Origin of the sequence: Wukongibacter baidiensis, from assembly GCF_050888315.1 — a bacterium.
Lineage (GTDB): Bacteria > Bacillota > Clostridia > Peptostreptococcales > Caminicellaceae > Wukongibacter > Wukongibacter baidiensis.
Genome location: NZ_CP138202.1, coordinates 213665 through 240252, shown reverse-complemented (window position 1 = coordinate 240252; position 26588 = coordinate 213665). Strand labels below are relative to the sequence as shown.

The following is a 26588-nucleotide window of genomic DNA, read 5'->3' as shown; positions in this document are numbered from 1 at the left end:
TAAGCTACTTATTATCGGTACTTTTTATTTGATTCCTTCCATTTGCCTTTGCTTCATAAAGTGCTTTATCAGCCCGTGTTATAAAAGATTTTAATGATTCTTCATCAGATGAAAGCTGAGTAATTCCCATAGAAAAGGTTAAAAAGATTTCCTTTCCTAAGTAATTGAATGGTGCAAATCCAAGAATATCTTTTAGTCTTTTAGCAATTGCATTGGCTTTCTCTAAATCAGTATTTGTAAATATGCAAATAAATTCATCGCCACCTATTCGAGCCAGAATATCACCCTCTCGTAAATTTTCCTGAAAAAGATTTACGATATATAGCAACGCACTGTCACCACCATCATGACCAAGGGTATCATTTACATTCTTAAAGAAATCTATGTCCATTAATCCAACGCTAAGGGGCCTACTATATAAAGCAGCTTCCTTCATTAATGCTTCAAGTAATATGAAAGCTCCCCTGCGATTTTTTATATTAGTTAAGTAATCCGTATAGGACATCTTTTTTAGTTCATTATTAAGTTCTTCTATTTTAACAGTTCTCTTGTGTATTCGTGTCTGCTGAAAAAGGTATAAACTTGATATGATCAAAGACACAAGTATTATGATAAAATGTAAATATGTATAATCCTCTGACTCTACATAGGCCATTTGTATCATCCATTCGCCATTTGGAACAACTATTGGATAGGAACATTCCCACTCCACTTCCTCGCTAGAAGATGCTAATATTATAGGAGCCTTATCAGAGTCTGGGTCATTTCCTATAATCCTGTATGCATATCCTTGGCTTTCCATTTTCTTGAGTTCTGGTATTAAGATATCGTCTACATAAATCAAAGCAATAGTAAATCCCCAAAACTCTTCTTTACCATCGATCTGTCTAAATACTGGTTTTCTAACAATTACTGCTATTTTATCATTTTGTATGAGTCTTATTGGACCCACAAGAGTTACCTCTTTATTTTCAATAGCAATAAGTGCACCATCGTCTCTATTTTTATCCTTTAAGAGATTATGTCCCATGGCCTTTTCATTATGTTCTAACGGGTATATATGACTAACAGTACCAGCCTCAGCTAACTGAATAACGCTTACATTAGAATTTGATTCTAATATGTGTGGAGCCCATTTATCAAAGCTTGACGCATCATACTCCACTAAATCTAAAATTGCTTCTAATGTATTTACAACATACATTCCATTATTTAGGTTTCGTTGAATTTCTTGAGAATATTTATTAGTTAAAGAAAATAGTTTTTCGCTAACATACTTTTGCTTACGAGTCTCATATAGTTTATGACTTGCTTCGCCAAGACTGACAAGAATAATGAAAATTATTAATGAGTAGATGATTGACATATTCAGAATGGAGCTCTTTCTAGGTCTCATTCCTACACAATCACTATTTGATTCATTATTTTTTATATATTTTATTGTATTTAACATGTTTATATATCACCTACTCCAAGGTCAAAATTATACTAGCGAACACAATCAAGTATTATCATTAAAACTATTAGCATGAAAACACATGTAGTTTGAGGTCAGTATTCCCATTATAGCATAATTTCGACAAATTTTTCAAGGAGTATGACGATCTTACTTTTATCTATATAGATGACACTTAGAAATCTTACAATTTAATATCCCATTGCTTCATTGTTTGAACCAAATCAAACTTTGTTAAGTCATAATGTATAGGCGTCACAGATACATATTTATTCTCTATGCAACTTATGTCAGAGTCTTCCCCCTGAGCTTCATTTATTACTTCCCCACTAAGCCAATAGTACTCATTGCCCCTTGGGTCATGTCTCTTTTCAAAGGCATTCTTATACCTTCTTATTCCCAATGTAGTTATTTTAGCTCCACCAAGTTCTTCCTTCGAACCCTTTGGAACGTTGATATTCAATAGAGTATGTGGAGGTAGTTTTTTAAGCCTTAACTCGTCTACCATTTTATTTGCAAAATCTGCTCCCACATTAAAATCAATATCTCTGGTATATGCCATGGATACTGCAATAGACTGTATCCCATGGATTGCACCTTCCACTGCTGCTGAAACCGTACCTGAATACAGTACGTCAGTTCCCAAGTTTGGTCCATCGTTAATTCCGGATATAACAAAGTCAGGTTTTTCCTGCAGCAAGGCTTCTAAAGCTAATTTTACGCAATCCGATGGAGTACCATCCACAGACCATGCATTTAAGTCTGTATCAAAAAATTTTATTTTCTTTGCTCTTAAAGGATTATGCATTGTAATGGCGTGTCCTGTAGCACTTCGCTGTCTATCAGGAGCTACAACAACAACCTCATATTTTTCACTTAACTTTTTCGCTAACCTATATATTCCCTCAGCAAAAATGCCATCGTCGTTTGTTACAAGTATCTTCAATACAAACACGTCCTTTCTATATATAATACGATAATATTTTTCATAACTTATATACCCTCAAAATGTCAAATATTTTCTTGCTATAGTCATGTTAAATTCAGCAAATATTAAAATTAAACTAATAGTCAAATAATTTTATACAAATAATAAAGATATATAATGCTCTACAAAAAATTCTGAGGTGATTTTATTGATTTTAATAGATGATGCAGGTAGTGGAAGTTTAATTGGTGGAACTATAATAGGTGCAATGAGGTATGATACTAAAGAATATTTTTATGATACCATTCCACTAAAGTATTATTCACCTGAACTGTTTCAAAAAAAAATTTATCTTGATTACGTGATCAATATCGTTGAAGATTTATTTACGAAGCTAAATGTTGATCATAATGAAGAAATCTATATCTGCCGAGGTTATATGTTTGATAAACTTAGACCTTGGATTTCAGATAACAACTACAAGTATATAAATGCAAAAATAGAAGAACCCTTACAATCACAAATTGAAACGAGTTTTGAAGACTATACTGTATCCTTGGGCTTTCCCAAAAGGTTTATTAGTTATACAAAATATCCTTTTCATTTCCATAGAATTCTTCGCTGGGTTTATTCTGACTATGATAATAGAGTTAGCCTTTGTAAAACTGGATGGAAAAGTTTTGCCAAATACGGATCTCTTCCAACGAAAATTAGCTATGACAAAGTTAAAAAATCTAGATATATCTGTCTTAAGTGCGATAAAAGAATCGAAGATAACAGCCCAGTAAAAATATTGGAGTTTAGAAGTAATAGACCCCAAAAAATATATCTTCATGAAAATTGCTAATTGATTTCTTTTTTTACTTCTTTTCTATAGCTACAAGTAAGGGAGGATTATTTACTTGATTTATGAATTCCATTTTTAATACATTGGCTTTTTTCTGATCCACTGTACATAAAAACTTTAGTAAATTTTCCTTTTCTTCCATGCCATCACTATGACCAGGATAAATAACTACAGTCATTACACCATTTTTCTTTAATAATTCCATTCCTTCCTTTATAGCTTTAAGGGTAGTATCATATTTTGTTGTTATAGTGTGATCCTTACCAGGTAAATATCCTAAATTGAACATAATAGCTGACACTTCACCATTAATATAATCCTTCATATTTTCATGTCCAGAATTTATAAGCTCTACCCTATCTAATACTTTTCTTTCTAAAAGTCTTTTTTCAGCCTTTTCTAATGCTACTTTTTGAACATCAAAGCCAATAACCCTTCCCTCTTCGCCAACTAAATCGCATAAAAATAATGTATCATTTCCATTTCCTACAGTAGCATCCACCACTATATCCTTCTCCATCACAACCTTAGATATTAAGTCTTTTGCTAGGTCTGTGGCTTTATTTAGGTATTTTGCTTGCATATTTTCCCTCCGTTCTATATCTGATAGGCTTTTATTAACAGCATTCTATCTCTTTGATCTACATGCTTTATTAAAAAAATCAGGTAATACTGCTTCAAAGGCTTCAACGGCATCACTACCGGAATTCACTTCTATATAGGTACTAATCTCATTGGCCTTATCTAATACTCTTTTAGTCAGTCCAGCGTTCTTGAAGAATGAAGAATTTTTACTATTGGCTGGTACATAAACCTTTGTTATCCCTCTCTTATCGGCTAGATTTAAAACGGACTTAATTAACCCGTCTCCTAAATATTGCCCTTGGAATTCACTTTTTATAAGCAATACTTCAATAATGGCAATGTTTCTATTAGGTATTTCATTATATGCAGAATACCCAATAATTTCTCCTCCGTCAGAAACTACCATTGAATTATGTAATTTATCACTGTCTAAATTAATACTATTATATCCTTCTTCATTCAATAAATTATATATATTCTTCTTATCCTTTTCTTCAGCAACTCTAATATTTAACATATGCATCCTCCTTTAGATAAAGAATCATTTATAGAGAGTTCCAAGATAAGTCATATCTTTTAAAATGAAGCTTTAGAATGTCAAAGCTTTATAAACGACTATAACCTCGCTTTTTTAACGAGGTTAGACAATTATAAAGATTTTAAGTATTCTACTTCTTTCTTCGTTAAATATCTCCATTTTCCAACATGCAAATCATCTAATTCTATATTACCTATGGATATCCTTTTTAGTGTAATAACGGGATGATCTATAGCCTCCATCATCCTTCTTATTTGTCTATTTTTCCCCTCATGAATAATAACCTTAACTAAAGAATTATCCTGATATTGTTTTAATAGCTCTATCTTTGCAGGAGCAGTTATATATCCTCCAATGTCTACCCCATTCCTAAATAGATTCATTTCCTTTTTCGTTATTCTTCCTTTTATCTTACATACATAGGTCTTGTATATATGACTGCTAGGATGAGTGATCTTATGGGTTAAGTCTCCATCATTGGTTAGCAAAAGCAATCCAGAAGTATTATAGTCTAACCTTCCAACTGGATATACTCTTTCCTTTATTTCCTTTAGAAGATCTATTACCTTAGGTCTGTTAAACTCATCGGATAGTGTAGTTACGTAGCCTACGGGCTTATTTAATAAAACATATATTTTATCCAGCGAAATGTGCACTTCTTTATCATCAACCCTTACTTTATCTGCTTCTGGGTCAACCTTTATACCCATCTCAGTGACAACCTCTCCATTAACCTTAACTCTTCCATTACTAATGAGTTCTTCAGCCTTTCTTCGTGATGCAACTCCAGCTAATGCTATATATTTTTGAAGTCTCATTCTTCACAACTCCTTATCATATGTATATAAAACTTAATTTATACATATCCAAATTCTCTTTTGGGGAGAGTTTTGAATATGTATAAATTAATTGTTTTACAGCTATATATATTTTATACGAGTAGTTACTATAATTCAAACTAAAAACTACATGTTCTATACTAATTTTTCCTCAAAAATCTTTAATAGATCTAATCTATCTATCTTCTTCTTTAAACTAGATTTATCTATAGTATACATACCTAATTCCTTCATTCTTTCAAAATATACTGAACCAGCAAAGGTATATCTACTCATCAATCCATTTGGATTACCTATCTTCTCGTTAGCAAAGGCAATTATATCACCTATTGCTATGCTAACTGGAAGCTCTAACAATTTCATTCCTTTGTTTAATCTAACAGCATTATGTCCTGCCAAACTGCCAGTTACTATGGCCTCTGTATGGCCTACAAATAATCCTGACTTTTCTCCAGCACATAGTAGATTCTTTACACCCTTTACCTTCATATTATTGTCCCTAGGAGCAATGGACAAATATCTTATTGAGTTACCTATACCTCCTGAGTATGGATCCTCATATCTAGCATTTTCTAATCCTACAATTTTCCTAAGCTTCTCTAATGGGTAGTATGGAGCCATCAGTTTTGCATGACCCGTATCAAGCAATACTACATTTTGTGCGTATTCCTTTAAAGCATACTGCTGACATACCTTCTTTTCCAGTTTACTTTCGTTAATATCCTCCACAGGCACCGGTAAAACAACTACTCCCGTTCTATTAAGCTCATCTACTATTTCCTCACTTAGAGAATCCTTATTTAACTTACAGGACCCACTAAAAGCTCCATATGAACCATCTTTTCTTTGTGCCAAAATATCCTCCGTACCGGCCTTCTTACTTATACTAATCCGTGGTCCAAATGTTGGACACCTAAGAATACACATAGCACAGCCGTTTCCATATTTTAAGCAATTACCCATCGGACCCGTTGATCCTGTTGTTTCTATAAATATATCGCCTTCTATAATTTCCTCATTAAAAAGAACTATACCATTTATAACACCATCTGTCATATCAACATCTATAGCTCTTGTTCTAAAAAGAATTTTTATACCCATCTCCTGAAGATGTCTTCTTACTGCGGGTTCAATCTTACTTACATCGTATAAACTCGCATGTTTGTGTCCTGGGAAATCAATATTAACATGCCTAGAAACCTTATCACAAATTTTGAAAAGGTCTCCACCTCCAAGTAGAATAGCCTCCTCTGCTGCTGTATATCTTCCGTTATTCCTCATTATACCTCCTACATTTCCAAGTCCTAACAGGAGGTCAGTTCTTTCTAATATTACTACATCTGCACCAGCTTTTTTAGCCGTAACTGCCGCAGCACATCCTGCCCAGCCACCACCAATTATTACAACCTTACTCATTATTTATCCCCCTTTTCAAATATATAAGAAGTATTTATTTGAGATTTACATGCCTTTATGATCTTATCCCCTACTTTGATGGTACAGGAACCACAAATCCCTTCTCCACAACATATCTCTTTATTATTTGTTATTACAAATTTTGTGTCAGGAGATGATTCCTTTAAAAGCTCTTGAATTTCATCGTGCTGTCTATCTGATCCCCCACTAAAGCATAGGTCATAATGATTATTTCTGATTAATTCTTGTATTATTAATTTCCCTTTCTCACTTATAATATCCGTTTCAATGTTGATAATTCTTGATTCATCAATATAATCATTTATAAATATTTCATGTATCTTTCCTCTGTCCATTATCATAGTTATCCTATTATTATTCCTAATCAAGTATTTTAGAATATGCACAGCAGGTGCTAAGGCAACTCCCCTTGCAACAATCAATACATTTGAGTCTTTTAAAGTTTTCAGGTCCTTTAGTCCTAAAATACCATTCCAATATGGACCACGTATCATTATCTCATCACCAATAGTTAACAGAGTTTTAGTTTTCGTTCCTATTATTTGAACAGCAACATGGATCTCACCCTTACTATCATCGGAGTGCATTATTGACATTGGGATGTCAAAATACTCTGGCTTACTGATATCTCTTATAAATACAAAGGAACCGGGCTGCAATAAATCTCTTGCAAATGTTTTTGTAACAGCGATTTTAAAAATAATTAAATTCTCACCGACCAATTTCTTTTCCACTATCTTAGCTTTGAAGTTTTTCCTTGATGTTTTAGCCTTCTTTCCATTCCAAACATACTCTTGAAAAATGCATACTCCCCTCCAATTACAGTCGCAAAATTCCTTTCCTTGGAGATGAGAGCATGTGATACAATCATTGGTTTCAGCTAAATAGCATGGGCAGTAATCGCTGCCCGCATCGATACATTCATATATTATTCTTTTACTCACCTTAATCCCTCACTTTTCAAAATAAACCTTATAATATTAGCATATTGACAACACATAAATTGTGTTACAAAAATCAAGGAAGTGAGTGGATCGCTTTTTGGTGCCAGAAAAGCTAAAGAATAAAAACTCAAGGGCATCGAACCCTTTCGTTTTGGTCAGACTTCTCTTCAAGAAATCACCTCAATAAAAAAGCCTGGTTGAAAAATCAACCAGACCTAGTCTTTGTTAAAAAAGTTCTTTATCTTATTCATAAAAGTATTTTTATCTATGTCTTCTCTTGAGTATAAATCTGCTGTTGTGATAAGCTTGTCACCAATGTATATTTTAGCCTTACCAAGTTTTTGGCTTCTCGCTATAGGAGCTTGGTACTTTTCGTTACACTCAATGACGGTACGGACTTTATCTCTTTCGCTCTCTGTAACTGGTATAATGATATCCTTCTTAACTCTCATGTAGGATTTATCTTTTTCTCCTTTATCAACTGTAAAGCCTTTAATGTCAAAATTTTTGTCAAGTACTTTATAGGCCTGATATTTCTCAAAGCTTCTTCCCATTAAAGAGTAACAATCGTTAAACCAATTTGGATCATTTAAAACTACACACAGTACTTGCATTCCATTTCTTGTGGCTGATGTAACTAAACACCTGCCTGCAACCTTAGTATAGCCTGTTTTTACTCCATCTCCACCTTTAAACTGGCTTAGAGTTTTGTTTTTATTATAGAAAGTATTGTATCCATCTCTTTCTGCAATCCATCTTTTAGAGCTAACTATTTTTTTAAAGTTTTCATTTAGGAGAGCTGCTCTTGTAATTAAAGCTAAATCATAAGCTGTTGTATAATGATCTTTATGATGTAGCCCATGGGGATTTTTAAAGTTCGAGTTATTCGCACCTAGTTTTTTAGCCTTTTTGTTCATTAAATTACTAAAGTCTTCAACTGAGCCTGAAACATGATGTGCTATAGCTACAGCTGAATCATTTCCGGATCTAAGCATTAGACCGTATAGCAAATCCTTAAGTTTAACTTTCTCATCATTTCTTAAATAAATTGATGATCCCTCTACGCCCACAGCCTCATCTGGTACATTAACAATCGATTCTAAATCTCTATTTTCCATGGCAACTAAGGCTGTCATTATCTTTGTAGTACTAGCCATGGGTCTTTTCACATTTATATTCTTAGAATACAATATTCTCCCAGTTTTTACTTCCATTACAATGGCACATTCAGCAGAATTGGCATAGACATTTGCAGGAATTAGGGAAAATATGAGTAATATCATTAAAGCTTTAAATAGTGTCTTTTTTAATCTCATATCCATCACTCCGTTTAAAAACTATTAAAGAGCGGTTGACCGCCCTTAATTCTCGCTGCTACTATCTTGGTTTTCGCCATTATTATTTTTACTATTTTTATTGTTCCCTTTCGAATTTCCATTCTGAACCTTATCAATTATTTTTGATGACAGACCTACTAAGTTCTCAAACATATTAGCGTTTTGATCAACTGAAAGTAGTTTTGTTTTTTCTTTTCCAACTATCATGAAGGCAACTGGTTGTACAGATACCCCTGCACCTGTTCCTCCAGCGAAAGGTAAGCCTTGGTCTTGTCCATCCTGATAGTTGTCGCTGTTTTCTTCTGAACCACTATTATTTTTGTATTCCCCACCTCCAGAAGCAAAACCAAATGATACTCTGGATATAGGTATTATTGTCGTACCGTCAGGTGTTTCAACTGCATCTCCCACTATTGTATTAACGTCTATCATTTCTTTTAAACTTTCCATTGTGGTCTTCATTAATGCTTCTATTGGATGTTTATCCATACCTAACACCACCTTCTTATTTACCCAAGATTGTTTATAGAAAGTTCAAAATTCTACTACACTCTTTTAAACTTCCTATGAATAATCCAGGTTTACTTTTTCTTAGTCCATAAGTATTTTAATCCTGCTATTATAATATGGCCTAATTTTACTTTAAATATACTATGTATATTTGTTTTTAAAGTCTGTCTATTGAAGTTAGGAAGAACCTTAAGACATATATTATTTGGCCTAATAGATGTATTATTGAGCATAACAAATACGTTACTTTTAAAAATATTAATAATCCCAATTGATAGTCCTGTCAAGGCTGCGTCATCAAATCCAACTTCTGTATTCCAAAAGAATGTATGTAAGTCTATTTTCCTAATAATATAATTAATGACATTTTTGTATTTTTGCATATTTTCAATGCCCTTTCTTATATTAATAAAATCAGCCTGATCTTCCTTTTTTGATGCCGAATCACTTTCCACCTCAACCTCAAGCTCTTCATCTATACCTCCCTTTACCTCTTCTTTTTTTGTAGTCAGGTTAAACTCATCAAGCTCTTTCTTAAATCTAAGCAAACCATACAGTGTTTTAATCTTAATAATCACTTTGTTAAGTTCGTCATCTTTTATAAACTTTATGTTTATATGTACAGACGAGATAAATATTAAAATTATTAAAAATACTATGATTATTACAGCAATTAACAAATCTGCCACCTCAAAGCTCTAAAATTGATATTAGTAATGTTTAAAATTATTTTAATTTCTACTATAGTTTTTCCATTAAAATACTTTGCTAAACTACCTTAATCGAGATTATTTTTCACAAAAAACATAAATTAACTTGACTTTTTTGCCTATTTATATGATATTTAATAAATGTAAACAAAAAGTTTACTTTTAGTGTTACTTGTTCTAGATTATTTTTAGGAAACAAGGCTATTCAAATAGTTTAAAGTTTTTTTAAAGAATCTGGACTTTTTTATTAACTTTATGGGGTGATATTTTGAATATTGGTGAAAAGATTAGAAGATTAAGGCGTGTTAACAGTCTAACTCAAGATGAACTTGCAAATAGATGTGACTTGACTAAGGGATTTATTTCTCAAATAGAAAGGAATTTAACATCCCCTTCTATTAATACTTTAATAGATATTCTTGAAGCATTGGGAACGGACATAAAAAATTTCTTTAATGAAGAAGTTGAAGAGAAAATAGTCTTTTCTAAAGATGATATTTATGACCGAAATTATGATGATTTAGGTTATAATATTTCATGGTTGATTCCAAATGCGCAAAAAAACGATATGGAGCCAATACTAGTTAAACTTAATCCATCAAATAAAACAAAAATAGATGAACCCCATATTGGTGAAGAGTTTGGATACGTATTGAAGGGTAGAATCAATCTTGTCCTAGGTAACAAAACCTATAAAGTTAAAACTGCAGAAAGCTTCTATTTTAAATCAAACAAGTCACACTATTTAGAAAATCCATATAACAAACCAGCAACTATACTTTGGGTTTCATCACCACCATACTTCTAAATTTATTAGTGTATGATTGAGGTTGAAAATATTGAATAAATTTAGCATTTGAATATGTAATCTAGAAAATCACTATCATTACATACTCAAACATGAATTTGGTAAAAATACTTATATTCAGCGAAAAGCACTATTTTAAACAATTTAAGGAGGAGTCAATAATGGAATTATGGTATTCTGAATGTCATACTGATAATGTAAAGTTTTCACTTAAGGTAAAGGAGCATCTATTCTCTTCACAAAGTGACTTTCAAAAAGTTGATGTACTAGATACTTATGAATATGGAAAATTATTAACCTTAGATGGGCTAGTTATGGTAACTGAGAAGGATGAGTTTGTATATCATGATATGATTACACATCCAGCAATGGCAGTTAACCCAAATATAAAGAACGTTTTAGTAATCGGTGGCGGTGATGGTGGTACTGTCAGAGAATTAGTTAGATATCCATCTATCGAACACGTTGATATGGTTGAGATTGATAAAATGGTTTGTGATGCATCAAGAGAGTTTTTCCCAACTATATCATGCGAGCTTGATAATCCTAAGGTAAATGTTTTATATGAGGATGGAGTAAACTTTGTTAAGGACAAGAATAACTTCTATGACTTAATATTAATAGATTCAACTGATCCTATTGGTCCTGGCGAAGGCTTATTTACAACTGAATTCTATAACAACTGCTTCAATGCATTGACCGATGAAGGTATACTTGTTAACCAAAACGAAACTCCGATATATGACGAGTTCTTCGAAGTTGGAATAAGTTCTAATATTAAGCTTAAGAAAATGTTCCCTATTGTTGAGGTTTATCAGGCTTCTATTCCTACATACCCTGGTGGATACTGGCTTTTTAACTTTGCATCTAAAAAGTACAATCCTATTAAGGACTTAAAAGAAGACCAGTGGAATTCTTTAGCTCTTAAGACAAAGTACTATAATACTAGACTACATGTAGGTACCTTTGCACTTCCAAACTACGTTAAGGAGAAGCTTGAAAATGGAAATGTTTAATAAATACTGCTTTATTGATTGTGAGTCTAACTATGAAGAAAGTAATCTAGTTCTATTTGGGGCTCCCTTTGATGGTACATGTACCTTTAGACCGGGTTCAAGATTTGGACCATATAAGATAAGAATTGACTCCTATGGATTAGAGACCTATAGTCCTTATCTCGACAAGGATTTATTGGATTATGATGTTCATGATGCTGGAGATTTAGATCTGACTTTTGGAAACAAAATGGCAGCACTAGATTCTATAAAAGTCTTCACAGATAAAATTATCAGTGATAGGAAAAAGCCATTTATGATAGGTGGAGAACATCTAGTTACTCTACCGGCTGTAAAGTCAGTTTATGAGAAATACAAAGAGGATCTAGTTCTATTACACTTTGACGCTCATACGGACTTAAGAAAAGATTATATGGGCGAGAATTTATCCCATTCAACAGTTATAAGAAACATATGGGAGTTTATGGGAGATAACACTATATATCAGTTTGGTATCCGTTCTGGCCTTAAAGAAGAATTCCTATGGTCCGAAAAGGAAGGCCACACTTTTATGAATAAATTTGGTTATGATAGACTAAAAGAAGTTGCCTCTAAGATTAAGGATAAACCTGTTTATGTAACGATTGATCTAGATATACTTGATCCGTCAATCTTCCCTGGTACTGGAACTCCTGAGCCAGGTGGTATATCCTTTAACGATATGTTAGATATACTTAAGATACTCAACACCCTTAATATTGTTGGAGCCGATGTAGTTGAGCTTGCGCCTGATTATGACCCTACTGGAGTATCTACTGCAGTGGCGTCTAAGGTTATTCGAGAGCTGATGTTGGCAATGCTGTAAATATCTATCTATTTAAATTAAAGAAAGCACTTATAATAACTTCCTGTAGTTATTATAAGTGCTTTTATTTATAAAAAATTCTACGCTGGTATTTTCATTATGTTCGCTAAAAGAACAATAATAGGTATCAAAATGATTGTCTTTTCTATAAAAATAATTAATAAATCTCTGAACTTCAAAGGAATCTTCGAAACTAATACATAGGCTCCCATCTCGGACATAAAAACGATTTGAGTAAGTGTAAGAACACCGATAATAAATTTAGTTTTAGTAGATGCTATTCCTGATGATATTAAAACTGGTATAAACATATCTGCAAATCCAACGATTGTAGCTGGAGCTGCTGCACTAGCCTCTGGAACCCCAAGCAATTTCAAATAGTATTCAAATGGAATTGCAAGCCAGTCAAATACTGGCGTATACTCAATGACTGTCATAGCAAGAACTCCTAAAAACATAACTATAGGAACCAAGGTAACAAATAGATTTAATATTAAAAGTACTGCATTTTTAATAAGTACAACTGGGCTTTCTGCCTTTTCGGCTCTCTTCATACCTTGTAAAACTGCAAATTTCAGTTTTGATGTTCCCTCAGGAATTTTTTCTTCTACGTTATTTTCGTTCTCTACATAATATTTATCAGATATCTTACTAAGTGGTGGTATTCTAGTCATTATAGTTACGCTAAAAAATCCTGCTATAAAGATAGCAATATAAAACTGTATGAAGTACTGGGATAAGCCTAAAATTTCACCACATACCAACCAAAATGCAACACCAGTAGCTGTAAAACATGATGCAATAACAGCAGCTTCTCTAGCTGTATAGTGCCCTTTTTCATATTGATCATTAGTTATTACAAGTCCTAATTCAACCATTCCAACCCATGATGTCAACAAATCTACTGTAGCTCTTCCTGGAAGCTTAAATAAAGGTCTTGTAAGCTTATTCAAGATCGTTCCAATAAACTCCATGAGTCCAAAGTCAACCATCAGTGGAAGAAGCAGGATTGACGGTATCAACCATATTCCAATATAAAAGGTCAGATCATACATAACAGGTCCAATATTTTCGTTTAGAACAAATCCGGGTCCAAAGTTAAACATAACCATAGCAAAGAATATAGCTCCAACAACCCTTGCCACAATATTTAAAGTACCAGCTTTAAATGTTTCCTCAACAAATCCATGTTCTTTGATTTTAGGTTTTACCAAGCTCACATAAATTGTTCCAACAGCAGAGATGAGCATAGCTATCCCTGTAATAATGGCATTCCACTTACCTAATGAATCTTGAAATCTTTGACATAGGTTACCTATTATAAGTGTATATCCACTACCATCAGCACTCTTTATTGGAAACAAGAAGATTATAAGACCTATCAGTGATGGTAAGAAAAATTTAAAGAAACTTTTAGTTGAGGTATTTTGAGAAGAATCCATTTTACCCACACTCCTTATTTTTGTGTTTTGTATATTTCTTATAGATAGGCTTATCACCTCCCCCTTAATATAACTTCATATGACACTCGTTATCTATAATACAATTAATCTATAGAAATTAGGATAAATCTCTTACATATTCCAATTTCCTCAATCGCCGGCTACTGAGAAAATAGAAAAACTGATTTATAAAAGTCTATTAAGATCTTAAGAATCTTGCTCTTTTTGTTTTAATATATAACAGATTAGATCAAACATTATCTGTGCAGCATATTGGCAGGTTATACCACTTGGGTCATAAGGAGGACATGTTTCAACTAAGTCAAATCCTACAACTTCTCCCTTCCCAGCTACCCCTTCCAATATTGAGTTTAGTTCTTCATATAGAAGGCCTCCAGGTTGAGGGCTACCTGTTCCTGGAGCAATTGGTGGATCAAGTACATCCATATCTATTGAAATAAAGTAACGCTGTGCTTTAGGTATACGTTCAATTACCTTCTCAACACCAAGCCTGCGCATCTCGCGTGGCGACATTAATATACTTCCATAATCCCTTGCATCGTCAAAATCTTCCTTCATACTACTTCCAACACCACGAAGTCCAATCTGAATCATTTCACCTATATGTTCCATCTCAGATAAACGACGCATTGGGCTTCCATGGCCATACCTTTGACCACCGGGTTCATTTGACCAATCGAGATGTGCATCTAAATGAACAACACAAATTGGTCCTAGATAGTCAAATGCTCTTGCTACAGGTATAGTGATTGAATGATCGCCTCCTATAATAGCCGGAACAGCACCCTTACTTAATACCTTTCTTACGGCTGCCTCAATATTTTCAAAGGACTGATTTAAATCTCCCTGCAATATATCTACATCACCACAATCAACTATTTTTCCACCAATATTGTAAACAATATCTCTTTCAGGGTCATAAACAGTATCAATACCACTATTCAGCATAGATCCTTCGCGTATTCCTCTAGGCCCAAAACGCGTCCCAGATCGGGCCGTTGTACCCATATCATATGGCACTCCAATAACAGCAACATCAGCATCTAAATTGTCCATATTAAAGCAAATAGGGGCTTTAATAAAAGAGCAAATACCTGCAAAGGGTTGATTTACTTTTTTCTCTTCATGCTTAGCAAAGGTTGTATTTTTCTCTAACATTAGATCACCTCATTATATATTTGAATTGTTTCTGCACATATTAATTTTTTTAAAAATATTACTTGTGGAAATATTGTTTGTAGCCATGAAAGTCAAATGTTAATCTTGAAAGATCTTCATCTTTCTCATCAAATTCTATATAATAATCATCAGATGAATCCAATCTAAATAGTTTTTCATTTATTGGACTTAATGTAACGTTTCCTGACATAATCAGCGCATCATTACAAACTTCATATTCTAGCCTTAATTTATTAAGCTCATTATCATATGTTATATTACAAAGGCTGCTTCGCCCTTCATATTTGCCTACTTTACTTCCTAATTTACTTTCATCTACCACTGTGTATTTAACTGGTTTTAACTTTTCTTCTAGAACCAACTCTACTATTGAGTTAAAGGTATCATCGATTTGAGCAGTTGAAAGGTTTGTAAGCATAATTACAACTATATCTTCCTCAATAAATCTAGAAAATCTAAGAGTATAACCAATTGTAAGGCCCGTATGCCATACTTCCCTTACTCCTCTTCTATCATTTAACCAAAATCCAAAGCCATAATTTGTCGATTCACCATTCTCTAGTATAAAGGGTTTATAGGCTTCCTCTAAGGTTTCTTTCTTTACTAACTTCTCTGTATATAGGGCATTATGCCATTTGAACAAGTCTCCTATAGTCGATACCATATTTCCATCAGCCCAACCAATTGTAACATTATTATATGGCTCTCTCTCAAATTGATTTTTAGTATCTTTTTTGTACCCCACAGCAAGATTTTCTATAACTTCTAAATAGGATTCTGGAGCAACGGTCAAATTCATATTTAATGGCTCAAATATACTCTTTTTTAGAAACTCACAAAAGGTCATTCCTGAGATTTTCTCTATTATGATTCCTAACATTACATAGGCTGAATTTGAATATGCAAACCTTGTTCCTGGTTCAAACTCTAAATCGCCTAAATCTTTTATTATATCTAGTACATCATACTGCGTCAGGGAATTTCCTTTATTATTAACAAACTCCTCCATCCCCTCCGTTGGAAAGTAATCCTTTATTCCCGAAGTATGGGTCATGAGGTGTTCAATAGTTACTTTATCTTTATACATAGGAAAATCGGGGAAAAATCTTGATATGGATTCTTTATAGCATATTAGTCCTTTTTCTTTTAATATCATAATTGCCATGGTTATAAACTGCTTAGTAATTGAAGCTATTATGAAAGGGGTATCTACACCTACAGGTATGTTATTTTCTATATCTGCAAAGCCATAACCTTTTTGAAATATGATCTTTCCACTTTGCCCAATTAGTAGTGCTGTTCCCGGAATATCGCTTATAACACGTTTTTGTATTATTTCATCTATTGTGTTTCTGTTTAATTTCATAATTTGTCCCCCAATAAATAGAGTAATCCTCATGTAATCTTGTTGCATAGAACCTTATTCGTATAGCTAATAACTCCACTTTGCCATATTCTTATCAATATTCTCAAAGACCTTAGCTTCTCTTGCCATTTTAGCTGCACTTTTATTTGCTTCTTCAATAACTTCTTCAAGATCTATATTCAAAAACTCTCTGTTTTTCATAATAACTTTGCCGTCAATTATAGCTGTATCCACATCGCGACCATTACCTGAAAACACGATGTTGGCAATAGTTGCTACATCAGGTGTCATATGAATTGAGTTTGCATCTACTACTATTACATCAGCTTTTTTGCCAACTTCAAGAGAACCTATCTCATTGTCTAGCCCTATTGCTTTAGCACCTTCTATAGTACCCATTTTTAGTGCATCATAGGCATTCAAGACAGAAGCATCTAGTGTATTGATTCTATGAAGCAATACACAGGCTTTCATTGACTCAAACATATCTTGATTGTTATTGCTTGCAGCCCCATCTACTCCAATCCCAACAGTTACTCCAAGTGATAATAAATCAGGCACTGGAGCTATACCATCGCCCAATATCATATTTGCTAGTGGATTGTGGGAAACATTTGCTTTTCTTTTAGCAATCAGTGATTTTTCTTTTGAACTGATCCATACACTGTGAATCAATAGGGTCCTATTACTTAACACACCTAGGGAATCTAAGTACTCCATTATGCCCATTCCTTTTGCATTTTTTACTACAGTTAACTCTCCTAAAGTCTCAGCCACATGCATTTGGAAAAGAGTATCGTATTTTTCAGCCAACTCATATAAACTTATAATCATTTCTTCACTACAGTCAATTGCTGTTATAGGTTCAACCCCAACCTTTAACCTACCACTTAGAGTATTGTGATATTTCTTTATACACTTTTCTGTTTCTATACAGGCAGTTTCTGCATCTTCAATAACCTCGTCAGGAACATCTGGATGATATTTCATACTCTGCGAAGCTCTACAAATTATTCCTCTTATACCGGTTTCCTTAACTGCTTTAGCTAGTCCATCAAAGTTTTCAGGATCATGTATAATATAATGGCTGTCGGCAAAGCAAGTTGTTCCAGTTCTAATCATCTCAACCATATTAAGCCTTCCAGCATCATAAGACTCCTTTTTACCCATAACTACACCCATAGGAAATATCACTTTTGTTACCCAATCATCCAAATTAAGATTGCATCCAATCCCCTTCATTAGGCTCTGAAATAAATGTGTATGTGCCGTTACTACTCCAGGCATTACTACACCCTTTGGATACTCTAACCACTCGCCATCAACATCCTTATATTTTTCTATTAAGGGTTTTGATGGGCCTACATCTTCAATTTTGTTACCTTTAATAACGACTAATCCATCTTCAATAAACTCATCCTTTGAATTCATGGTTAAAACATATTTACCTCTAATAAACTTATACGTTTGGTTTTCTTGCATGGATTTTTCCTCCTTACAACTTGCAAAAATCAATTAGTTAGCTTACCTAATTTTTTTCTGAAAACTTATTCCCAGGCTACTTTATATAGTAATTCTGCAAGAACCTCAGCTCCTAAAGCTAAATCCTCAGGTGAAGCATATTCCTTTGGCGAATGACTTCTTCCGTCTTTACATGGAACAAAGAGTAAGCATGTCGGTACCTTTTCTGTAAAAATTTGTGCGTCATGCCCAGCTCCACTGTTCATTCTAAGATATGGAATATTCCTATTCTTCACAACTTCTTCAGCCATATCTATTAGTTCGCTATCTAGCTTAACCGGTAATTCATCAGCGATACAGTTTACCAATACTTTGTACCCACTGCTTTCAAGAGCTATTGCCTCATCATTTATTAAGTTCTTGAGCTGACTAAGTTTTTCAGAGTTCACATCTCTAATATCTACTAGAAACTTTACTTTGTTTGGCACTACATTAGATGAGCCTGGCTCTACATTCATAGTTCCTACTGTAGCCGTTGCTGTGTCCGAAGTATTAGCTGCTAAAGAAGGTATTTTACAAATTAACTTTGATGCACCAACTAAAGCATCTAATCTCATATTCATAGGTGTTGTTCCAGCATGGTCTTCTCTACCCATTACTTCGATTGAAAGTATCACTATCCCCGTTATGTTCTCAACCAGACCAATCTTAGATTTTGTATTTTCTAATACAGGGCCCTGCTCTATGTGTAGTTCAATATATTTCTTTATATCATTTCGTTTAGAAACTTGAACTTTAGAAGGGTCATATCCAGCAAGTGACATTGCTTCCTTTAATGTTATTCCCTCTTCGTCCTTATCCTCTAAATCACTTTTACTCAGACCTTCTACAATTGCTCTACTCCCTATATAGCCTATTGGAAATCTGCTTCCTTCTTCTTCGGCTAGTGCAACAACTTCAACGGGTATTTTAGGTCTGCCATATTTTTTATTTAGAGCTGAAAGAGCTACAATTCCAACAATAATTCCTGCTGCTCCATCGTAGGCTCCTCCATCCTTTACTGTGTCAATATGAGATCCAACTAAAATTACTTCCTCTTCGCTATTTTCATGAGTACTTGTATCAAGCCTACCAAAAACATTTCCGACTGTATCCTGATGAAATTTTAATCCCTCATCTGTCATCCATCTAGCAACTAACTCCTTTGCTTCTTGATCCTCTAGGGTATAGATTGCCCTCCAAAGCTTCTCATCCTTTACTCCGACTGAAGCCAATCTATTAATTCTCTCCTCAATTTTCTTTGGATTTATGTTAAATCTACTCATTATTTCTCACCCTTTTATAAAATTAAATACTGTACAATTTTAAGATTTCATTTACTTGTACTTTACCTTTGAATGATGATTTAACGTGATTCCTTTTCGGGATTGTTCTATTCCAACCTTGCTTTGCCATCATTTCTGCCATTAAAACACCTTGAGTAACTCCATCAACAACTGGTATGCCTACTCTCTTAGAAAGCTCTTCACCTAGGCCAGCCAATGCTGCACATCCAAAGCAAACTACATTTGCTCCATCATTATTTATTGCTTCTTTTACCGTCATCTCAAGTAGATCAATTGTGTCATCTTGAACACCTAGCACTCCAATCCCTAAGGCCTTAACAGAAGCACATCGTATCTCTAACCCATACTTTCTTATGGTTTCCAACGTTAATGAGATTTCTTCAGGCCCACCAGTTCCAATGGCAGAAAATCTATAACCTAAGAGACATGCACTATGATAAGCTGCCTCAGCTATTCCAACGACTGGGACATCCAATAGTTCCCTAGCTGCCTGAAGTCCAGGATCCGCCGCACAAGCGATTACTGCTGCATCATATGTGCCTTTTCTCTTGATAAGTTCTTCTATTACTGCAATGTGGGCAACTGCTTCATCTACATAGCTTTGTATAGCCCTTGACCCAAAAGGAGCACTTATTACTTCTAGTTTTGTTTCCTTTGACGCAGCTTTTGAAGCTATTATTTCAATTTCCTCAGTTACTGACTCTGATGTGTTTGGATTAATAATGAGTATGTTCAATCAGATCTCCCCTTTATTCTCAAAATAGTGCTATATTTATTCTGGCTTTATGAATTCTCCATATCCTTTTTCTCCAGTAATTTTACCGCTTTCATATACAACTTTTCCTCTTACAATAGTCATATCAACTCGTCCCTTTACCTTCATACCAATAAATGGACTCCATTTTTGCTTATAAAATAATTCATCGGCACTTATTGTCCAATAAGTCTCTGGGTCAAATATCATAATATCAGCGTCTGAGCCTACAGAAATAATCCCTTTCCTTGGATAAATACCAAAAATCTTTGCCGCATTTGTACTACACAACTCTGAAAATTTCGAGAGCTCTAATCCTCTCTTTACAACTCCCTCTGAGAAAAGTAAAGGTACCCAAGTTTGTAGACATGTTACTCCTGGTGGTGTTTTAAAGATATCTTCTAAACCAGCTTCCTTTTCTGCGATTGTATATGTTGCATGGTCAGATCCGAGACAATCTATTTTGTCATTTAATATATGCTTCCACATTCTTTCAACCGATTCTGAGGAACGTAGTGGCGGGTTACATACAGCATAAATACCTTGCTCATCAAGAGTATTTATATCTAGACTTAGGTATTGAATGCATGTTTCTACACTAACTTTTGCTCCAAGGTCCTTATATCTTTGTGTATCCTCAACTGCATCAGGTGAACTGCAATGTACAATATGTGCTTTTACACCTGTATTTTCAGCTAGTAGAGCAATCCTATTAACTGCCTCTCTTTCAGATATTTCTGGTCTACTTTCCGCATAGGCAACTGGGTCCCTGCGGCCTGATTCCTTAAGTTTTTTTGTAAAAACATCTATTATTTCTTGATTCTCACAGTGTATACCAAGAATACGGTTCAGTTTAGAAATCGTTTTCATATGCTCCATTATTTCGCCATCACTAAGAGATGGAATCTCTGGTGACCATGTTAAAAAACCTTTAAAAGCCACTGCTCCTAATTCAGCCATTTCCACAACATCTTTGAAGTTATCAGGAGTACAAGCTCCCCACAGTCCAAAATCAACAATGGCCTTTGGTTTAACCTCATTTAATTTTTCTTTGAGAGTTTTATAGGTTGCTGGAAGTGGGTCTGTAAGTGGGTGTTCAAGAACAGTTGTTATACCTCCTGCCGCTGCCGAGCAGGTACCTGTATAAAAATCTTCACTTTCTGTTAAGCCAGGATCGTTTAAGTGTACATGTGGATCAATTGCTCCAGGAAATATATATCTTCCTTCAGCATCGATTGTTTCTTTAGCCAGTGGTAATGTTGGACTATCTTCTAATAGTTCGGTAATACGGCCACCATTTACAAGAATAGCACCTTCGAAGACTTTGTTTGGAGTAATTATCACACCATTTTTTATACATAAATCATACAAGATTATTCCTCCTATCTTTCCCATTAGGTTACATATATTTCTAAATTTTTATAATATTTCGATATATCTATTATAAAAACTACAATCCCTTATGTCATGAGCTATTTTAAATGTCTTGTTGGTACATTTTTAAGGTGTTTGTCTACCTTGCTAATTGAGGTTAGATAAAAAGTTATACTTATGCTAATATTTAATATAAGACAAACTATAAATAGTTCCACGAATTGTTTATTATAGGTTTTAAAAATGGTAATAAGCTAATGTCAGATTTTAAAAATAGTTTTTTAGTAGTTTTAGTGAGGGATTTTTGAAAGATTCCCTAAAGAGGAGGAAGTGTATGGACAATATTACCTCTGGATATAACAACAATTTCCCAATGAAATTGACAATTCAAAAAGTAATAAATTATCCTTTTCATTACAAAGATGAACTACGAATCATTTTAGTCTTAAAAGGTTCTATAAATCTCACTGCTGTTTCTGGTTCAATCATATTAAAGGAAAATGATATTGATACAATTAGTATAAACGAGCCAGCTAGTATTTCCATGGTTGACGAAGATAATATAGTTGCTATTTTATCTATTGACAGTAAATTTGCTGAAAAATACTTCCCTAATATTAAAAACATAACTTTTAATTGCAATTTTGATCACTTCTATCCCAGTACAGCAGAATCAACGGAAATTGACATCCTTAGAAAGCATGTTATAAAGCTCATATGCACCTTTTATGAAGATGAAACTGATTACAAAAGAATAGAGAGTTTACTAGAAAATTTATTACGGATTATGATGACTCACTTTGATGACGTAAAAAATATTTTTGAAAACACATCAAATATGTCTATGCATTTTGACAGATTTAGACGTATCATCGACTATATCCTTAACAATCTTGAAAGTAAAATTACATTGCAGGATATTGCCAAAAATGAATATCTAGATTTTCATTATTTGTCTAATGAGTTTAATAGCAGACTAAGCAATAACTTTTATGATACCTTAAACTACTATAGAATTCTTCATTCAGTAAGATTACTTTTAGGTACTGATCTTAGCATTAGAGATATCTCTATAAACAGTGGCTTCTCTGCTACGAGATATTTTTATAAGTATTTTAAAAAATATCTAGAATGTACTCCAGCTGAATTTCGAAAAAACAATAAGAAGGTTAGCTCAATATATAATGATAGTTATAAAGAGCTTGATAAGTCTTCACAACTAATGGTATTAGAACCCTATTTTGATAAGTTAAATTACTTAAAGTCGAGTAAAAAGAACTTAAGATATTTAAAGATCGATTTATTAAATAGTTCAAAGGTAGCTCATTCTCAAAGTATACAGAGAAATATTAGATATAGTAATGAGAATCCTACCTCCACTAACAATAATTATTTTTTTGATACTACTTATTTATCATCATATATAGTGAATGATGCAATTCTTAACACTAATACACCTGGGTTTATTCGGCCTGTCGATTCTTTAGGAGATGAAAATTCTATTTTTGATAGCGTCAGTACCTTTTCAGGTTCATGTAGTTTAATCACTAGAGATGGTCTTAAGAAACCTTCATACTATGCTTACTACCTTCTATCACTTTTGGGAGATGATCTCTTAGAAAAGGGTGAAGACTTTATTATAACTAAGAAAGATGAGGACCTTTGCATTCTTTTATGCAATTTTATTAATATTGATATATGGGATGTTAATGATAATACCTTCTATGAAGAACTATATAAAAAAACTATTGCAAATAAAGAAAATCTGAAAAAGTTTAACATTGATATTCAAAGCTTAAAAAATTGTTATAGACTTGTACGGTATAGATTGGATTATCAACATGGTTCAGTATTTTACAATTGGTTATCCATTGGTAAGCCTCGTCACATAACTGAGTATTATAAAACTCTATTTAATAAAGCAGCCTTTCCAAAATTGACCTTTGGTTTTGTGAATGAAGAGAATATAAATCTATCATCTGAATTGCTTCCTTGGGGAGTTGAGCTAATTGTCCTCGAAAAAATAGACTAGATCAAAATTCCAATTTCATTTTAACACTTCATTTTCTATGACTTAATAGTCATAAATCAAAACCGTTCAGATACTTTATTTGAACGGTTTTGATTTATAATTGATATAGATAGAGTCAGATCCCAAGTTTTATCTTTTTTAATACGCATCTAAGGATGCATCTACTCTTGCCTTCCTTTCAAAGTATGTAAAAAGAAGATATGCTGCGACAACATATAGTAAACTTAGAGCTACCTCCTGCCCTAACAAATTATATATAAGAACATTCGACCCCTTGCTTGCTACAATTCTAGAGGCCTCAATGCTCCTAGTTATGGGAAGTAACCTTGAAGCCTTTATTAGGAAACCTGGAAGCCTTTCAATTGGATAACTAGCCCCTGTTAAGATAAACAAAAACATTGCCGCCACATTTAAAAACATATGTATCTCTCTAATTACTAATGCAATACTTCCCAATACTAAACCGATTCCCATACCTCCAATCATTGCTATAAAGATTGATAATATAAATTGAAAATAGTTTATCCCTGACAAATCAACATTAAAAAGAGTGACTCCTATTATTAATCCTATGACGACAGTTATTGATGCATCTACAATATTGAACAGCGCTCTTGATATAAAGGCTAAAAACTTATTTGCTGGAGAAGCAACTATTAATTTTAAAGTTCCTTGATATCGTTCGTTTCTCATTAAAGAACCTATAACAAAAACTGAGTTCCTTGTGCAAAGTAAAAAGGCATTTCCAATAATGAAAGGAGTTATGTCCTCTGAAACATATACATACTTTACTAACAGTGAATAGAATATCATTTGAAGACCTGGGTCTATGACCTTTATAATTAAATATATTTTAGGATCAAGCCATCCAAATAGAGCTTTAAAGGATAATACAGACTGCCTAAAAAATCTTCTCATTATATCACCTCCAGTGTTGCTTCTTCTCTAGCCTTTATATCTATGACTCTATAAAGCCATATAAATAAAAGTAGATAGACAAGGGTTAAGGCTATTAAAGAGATCAAGTGAGTGTAGAAATTGTAATAATCTGAAATACCAACTATAGACATCCTAGCTAGCTTCAGAACATAGGTTGGACTTAATATATAGGAAATTGGTCGTGTCCATATCGGAAGAACATCTATAGGAAATACTGTCCCGCAGAATATAAATATTGGATAGTCTAAGCAGTTCATTAATACCCTAGTATTTCGTGATATAGCCAGAAGACCTGACAGCATCATTGCAATAAATGCAAATGAAACAATCCCTAAAGCAATGCTTAATGCGAAGTAGAAAGGGTTTGCAACTATAAGTTTTACCTTAAAAAATACCATTACAAAAGCAAAGCTTAATACCATTGAGCAAAAACCTAAAATTGTATTTCCTATGACTTTTCCAAACATAATAATTGAAAATTTAGCTGGAGATGAAAAAATCACCTGAAGAGCTCCCATAAACCTCTCTCTGTCTATGTCACCTGCCGACGAGAAGCTAATTGACCCCCACATGCTTGTTACTGCTGTCCCCAGCATAACATATGAAATAAACTCGCTTGTGTCCTGACCTTTATAAATTAAATATAAGGTCCATGAAAATAGGATCGGATAGGCTATGATACAGAATCTAAACATTGATCTAGAGAAAGACTGTTTCATTTGTAGGATACACGATGAATATAGGACTTTAAGTGTATTACGCAATTTGATCACCCTCTATCATTTTAAGATACACATCCTCTAATGTCGCTTCCCTCATTCCTATAGAAAGGACTTCGTAATCTGACATCTTTTCATTCACTAGTGCTATAGTCTTTCTGGCATCTTTACAGGTAATATTTAATGTATGTACATTGTCAATCTTTTTTACAGAATTACTAGTTACGCTATCTATCCTTCCAATCTCTGAGATTAGTTCATTATCACAATGTAACATTTTAATCTCTATAACAGAGTCCTCTAAATTCTCTTTTAAGTTTTCAGGTTTATCTAGCGCTATAATTTCTCCATTATTTATAACTGCTATCCTATCGCACAGCTCATCAGCCTCATGCATATAGTGTGTAGTCAGTACTATTGTTTTCCCATAATCCGATAGGTGTCTAATAATATATCTCAAAGTTTTTGCCCCCGACGGATCTAATCCTATAGTTGGCTCATCTAGAAAAAGAACCTCTGGGTCATTAACTAGTCCCCTAGCGATTTGAAGTCTCTGTTTCATCCCCTTAGAGAATGATTCTACTTTGAAGTGAGCTTTATCAGTTAATCCAACCAAGTCTAGAAGATTTTCAATTCTTTCTTTCTTAATTTTCTCCTCTATACCATATAGATCACAAAAGTATGATAAATTATCCCATGCAGACAATCTCCAATAAAGGCTTCTTTCGCCTCCAAAAATGAAGTTTATCTTCTTTCTAAGCTTTCTTTCATCACCAAAGCAGTTATACCCAAGAACTTTTGCTTCTCCCGATGTAGGTGTTAACAAAGTCGTTAAAATTTTGATCGTAGTCGTTTTACCTGCACCGTTAGGCCCTAGGAGTCCAAATATCTCACCCTTCTTCACATCAAAGCTAATTCCTTTTAGAGCATTTACTATCTTTTTTTCTCTTTTAAGAACTCCTATATTTGTACAATAATTCCTTTTTAAGTTTTTAACCTCTATGGCTTTCATATTAACCCAACTCCTTCGACGTTTATCTAATTTCATGAACATCGTATCATTTTTGTTATAGAAAATCAATATTTTTTTACTTATAGGTTTATTAGATTTAGGACATAGCTAACTTAAGTTAAGCTCAAACACACTCATTTTGCT

25 protein-coding genes are annotated in these 26588 nt (G+C 33.5%); 5 read left to right on the top strand and 20 right to left on the bottom strand.

The genetic code is table 11. The annotated features are described in order from the left end of the window. Positions 1-4: 4 nt before the first annotated feature. Both R9X47_RS01135 and surE read right to left on the bottom strand, forming a co-directional pair. On the bottom strand, positions 5-1453 hold the full coding sequence (locus R9X47_RS01135) for a sensor domain-containing diguanylate cyclase (protein ID WP_432664845.1): 1449 nt from the start codon (positions 1451-1453) through the stop codon (positions 5-7). A gap of 187 nt (positions 1454-1640) precedes the next feature. Continuing rightward, complete coding sequence (gene surE / locus R9X47_RS01130; RefSeq protein ID WP_432664844.1) at positions 1641-2402, bottom strand: 5'/3'-nucleotidase SurE; 762 nt, start codon at positions 2400-2402, stop codon at positions 1641-1643. Positions 2403-2583: 181 nt separating this feature from the next. Between surE and R9X47_RS01125 the strand changes: the two genes are divergently transcribed. Next, positions 2584-3231: a hypothetical protein gene (locus R9X47_RS01125; protein WP_432664843.1), complete on the top strand. Its 648-nt coding sequence runs from the start codon at positions 2584-2586 to the stop codon at positions 3229-3231. A gap of 13 nt (positions 3232-3244) precedes the next feature. On the opposite strand, the gene R9X47_RS01120 is transcribed toward R9X47_RS01125, so the two are convergent. The 8 genes from R9X47_RS01120 to R9X47_RS01085 form a co-directional block, all read right to left on the bottom strand. Then, positions 3245-3814, bottom strand: a complete 570-nt coding sequence (locus R9X47_RS01120) for a class I SAM-dependent methyltransferase (protein WP_432664841.1) — start codon at positions 3812-3814, stop codon at positions 3245-3247. A gap of 45 nt (positions 3815-3859) precedes the next feature. Next, positions 3860-4333, bottom strand: coding sequence for a GNAT family N-acetyltransferase (locus R9X47_RS01115; RefSeq protein ID WP_432664840.1), 474 nt, complete (start codon positions 4331-4333; stop codon positions 3860-3862). Positions 4334-4464: 131 nt separating this feature from the next. Next, positions 4465-5172 (bottom strand): pseudouridine synthase, encoded by a 708-nt coding sequence (locus R9X47_RS01110; protein ID WP_432664839.1) that lies wholly within the window; start codon positions 5170-5172, stop codon positions 4465-4467. Between the two features lie 156 nt (positions 5173-5328). Next, on the bottom strand, positions 5329-6609 hold the full coding sequence (locus R9X47_RS01105; RefSeq protein WP_432664838.1) for an FAD-dependent oxidoreductase: 1281 nt from the start codon (positions 6607-6609) through the stop codon (positions 5329-5331). Then, on the bottom strand, positions 6609-7574 hold the full coding sequence (locus R9X47_RS01100) for a sulfide/dihydroorotate dehydrogenase-like FAD/NAD-binding protein (protein ID WP_432664837.1): 966 nt from the start codon (positions 7572-7574) through the stop codon (positions 6609-6611). The genes R9X47_RS01105 and R9X47_RS01100 overlap by 1 nt, the downstream gene beginning before the upstream one ends. 215 nt (positions 7575-7789) lie before the next feature. Continuing rightward, the gene (locus R9X47_RS01095; RefSeq protein WP_432664836.1) at positions 7790-8890 is read right to left on the bottom strand and encodes a D-alanyl-D-alanine carboxypeptidase family protein; all 1101 of its coding nucleotides are present in this window, start codon (positions 8888-8890) and stop codon (positions 7790-7792) included. Between the two features lie 45 nt (positions 8891-8935). Then, complete coding sequence (gene ytfJ / locus R9X47_RS01090) at positions 8936-9400, bottom strand: GerW family sporulation protein (RefSeq protein ID WP_432664835.1); 465 nt, start codon at positions 9398-9400, stop codon at positions 8936-8938. A gap of 92 nt (positions 9401-9492) precedes the next feature. Then, positions 9493-10101 carry a DUF2953 domain-containing protein gene (locus R9X47_RS01085; protein WP_432664834.1) on the bottom strand — a complete coding sequence of 203 codons (609 nt, stop codon included), beginning with the start codon at positions 10099-10101 and terminating at the stop codon, positions 9493-9495. Between the two features lie 298 nt (positions 10102-10399). Here R9X47_RS01085 and R9X47_RS01080 point away from each other — a divergent pair, with 298 nt between their 5' ends. The 3 genes from R9X47_RS01080 to speB (R9X47_RS01070) all read left to right on the top strand — a co-directional run bounded on the left by R9X47_RS01080 (position 10400) and on the right by speB (R9X47_RS01070) (position 12799). Beyond that, entirely contained in the window at positions 10400-10939 is a 540-nt protein-coding gene (locus R9X47_RS01080; RefSeq protein WP_432664832.1) for a helix-turn-helix domain-containing protein, read from the top strand. Positions 10940-11100: 161 nt separating this feature from the next. Next, entirely contained in the window at positions 11101-11955 is an 855-nt protein-coding gene (gene speE / locus R9X47_RS01075) for a polyamine aminopropyltransferase (RefSeq protein ID WP_432664831.1), read from the top strand. Then, positions 11942-12799 (top strand): agmatinase, encoded by an 858-nt coding sequence (speB, locus tag R9X47_RS01070; RefSeq protein WP_432664830.1) that lies wholly within the window; start codon positions 11942-11944, stop codon positions 12797-12799. The genes speE and speB (R9X47_RS01070) overlap by 14 nt, the downstream gene beginning before the upstream one ends. Before the next feature lie 80 nt (positions 12800-12879). On the opposite strand, the gene R9X47_RS01065 is transcribed toward speB (R9X47_RS01070), so the two are convergent. The 7 genes from R9X47_RS01065 to allB form a co-directional block, all read right to left on the bottom strand. Further along, complete coding sequence (locus R9X47_RS01065) at positions 12880-14241, bottom strand: YjiH family protein (RefSeq protein ID WP_432664829.1); 1362 nt, start codon at positions 14239-14241, stop codon at positions 12880-12882. A gap of 207 nt (positions 14242-14448) precedes the next feature. Then, positions 14449-15420, bottom strand: a complete 972-nt coding sequence (speB, locus tag R9X47_RS01060) for an agmatinase (protein WP_432664828.1) — start codon at positions 15418-15420, stop codon at positions 14449-14451. Between the two features lie 58 nt (positions 15421-15478). Then, positions 15479-16807, bottom strand: coding sequence for a serine hydrolase (locus R9X47_RS01055; protein WP_432664827.1), 1329 nt, complete (start codon positions 16805-16807; stop codon positions 15479-15481). A gap of 66 nt (positions 16808-16873) precedes the next feature. Beyond that, positions 16874-18289 carry an amidohydrolase family protein gene (locus R9X47_RS01050; protein ID WP_432664826.1) on the bottom strand — a complete coding sequence of 472 codons (1416 nt, stop codon included), beginning with the start codon at positions 18287-18289 and terminating at the stop codon, positions 16874-16876. 65 nt (positions 18290-18354) lie between these two features. Beyond that, entirely contained in the window at positions 18355-19593 is a 1239-nt protein-coding gene (locus tag R9X47_RS01045) for a M20 family metallo-hydrolase (protein WP_432664825.1), read from the bottom strand. A gap of 22 nt (positions 19594-19615) precedes the next feature. Further along, complete coding sequence (locus tag R9X47_RS01040; protein ID WP_432664824.1) at positions 19616-20350, bottom strand: aspartate/glutamate racemase family protein; 735 nt, start codon at positions 20348-20350, stop codon at positions 19616-19618. A gap of 36 nt (positions 20351-20386) precedes the next feature. Further along, a complete protein-coding gene (gene allB / locus R9X47_RS01035) occupies positions 20387-21739 on the bottom strand; it encodes an allantoinase AllB (protein WP_432664823.1) in 1353 nt (450 codons plus the stop codon). 337 nt (positions 21740-22076) lie between these two features. On the opposite strand from allB, the gene R9X47_RS01030 reads away from it, so the two are divergent. Then, positions 22077-23774: a helix-turn-helix domain-containing protein gene (locus R9X47_RS01030; RefSeq protein ID WP_432664822.1), complete on the top strand. Its 1698-nt coding sequence runs from the start codon at positions 22077-22079 to the stop codon at positions 23772-23774. 138 nt (positions 23775-23912) lie between these two features. Here R9X47_RS01030 and R9X47_RS01025 read toward each other — a convergent pair whose 3' ends face one another. From R9X47_RS01025 to R9X47_RS01015, 3 genes are all read right to left on the bottom strand, one after another. Continuing rightward, positions 23913-24692 (bottom strand): ABC transporter permease, encoded by a 780-nt coding sequence (locus R9X47_RS01025; protein ID WP_432664821.1) that lies wholly within the window; start codon positions 24690-24692, stop codon positions 23913-23915. Further along, positions 24692-25408: an ABC transporter permease gene (locus R9X47_RS01020; protein ID WP_432667567.1), complete on the bottom strand. Its 717-nt coding sequence runs from the start codon at positions 25406-25408 to the stop codon at positions 24692-24694. The genes R9X47_RS01025 and R9X47_RS01020 overlap by 1 nt, the downstream gene beginning before the upstream one ends. 61 nt (positions 25409-25469) lie before the next feature. After that, positions 25470-26444, bottom strand: coding sequence for an ABC transporter ATP-binding protein (locus R9X47_RS01015; RefSeq protein ID WP_432664820.1), 975 nt, complete (start codon positions 26442-26444; stop codon positions 25470-25472). Between the last annotated feature and the right edge of the window lie 144 nt (positions 26445-26588).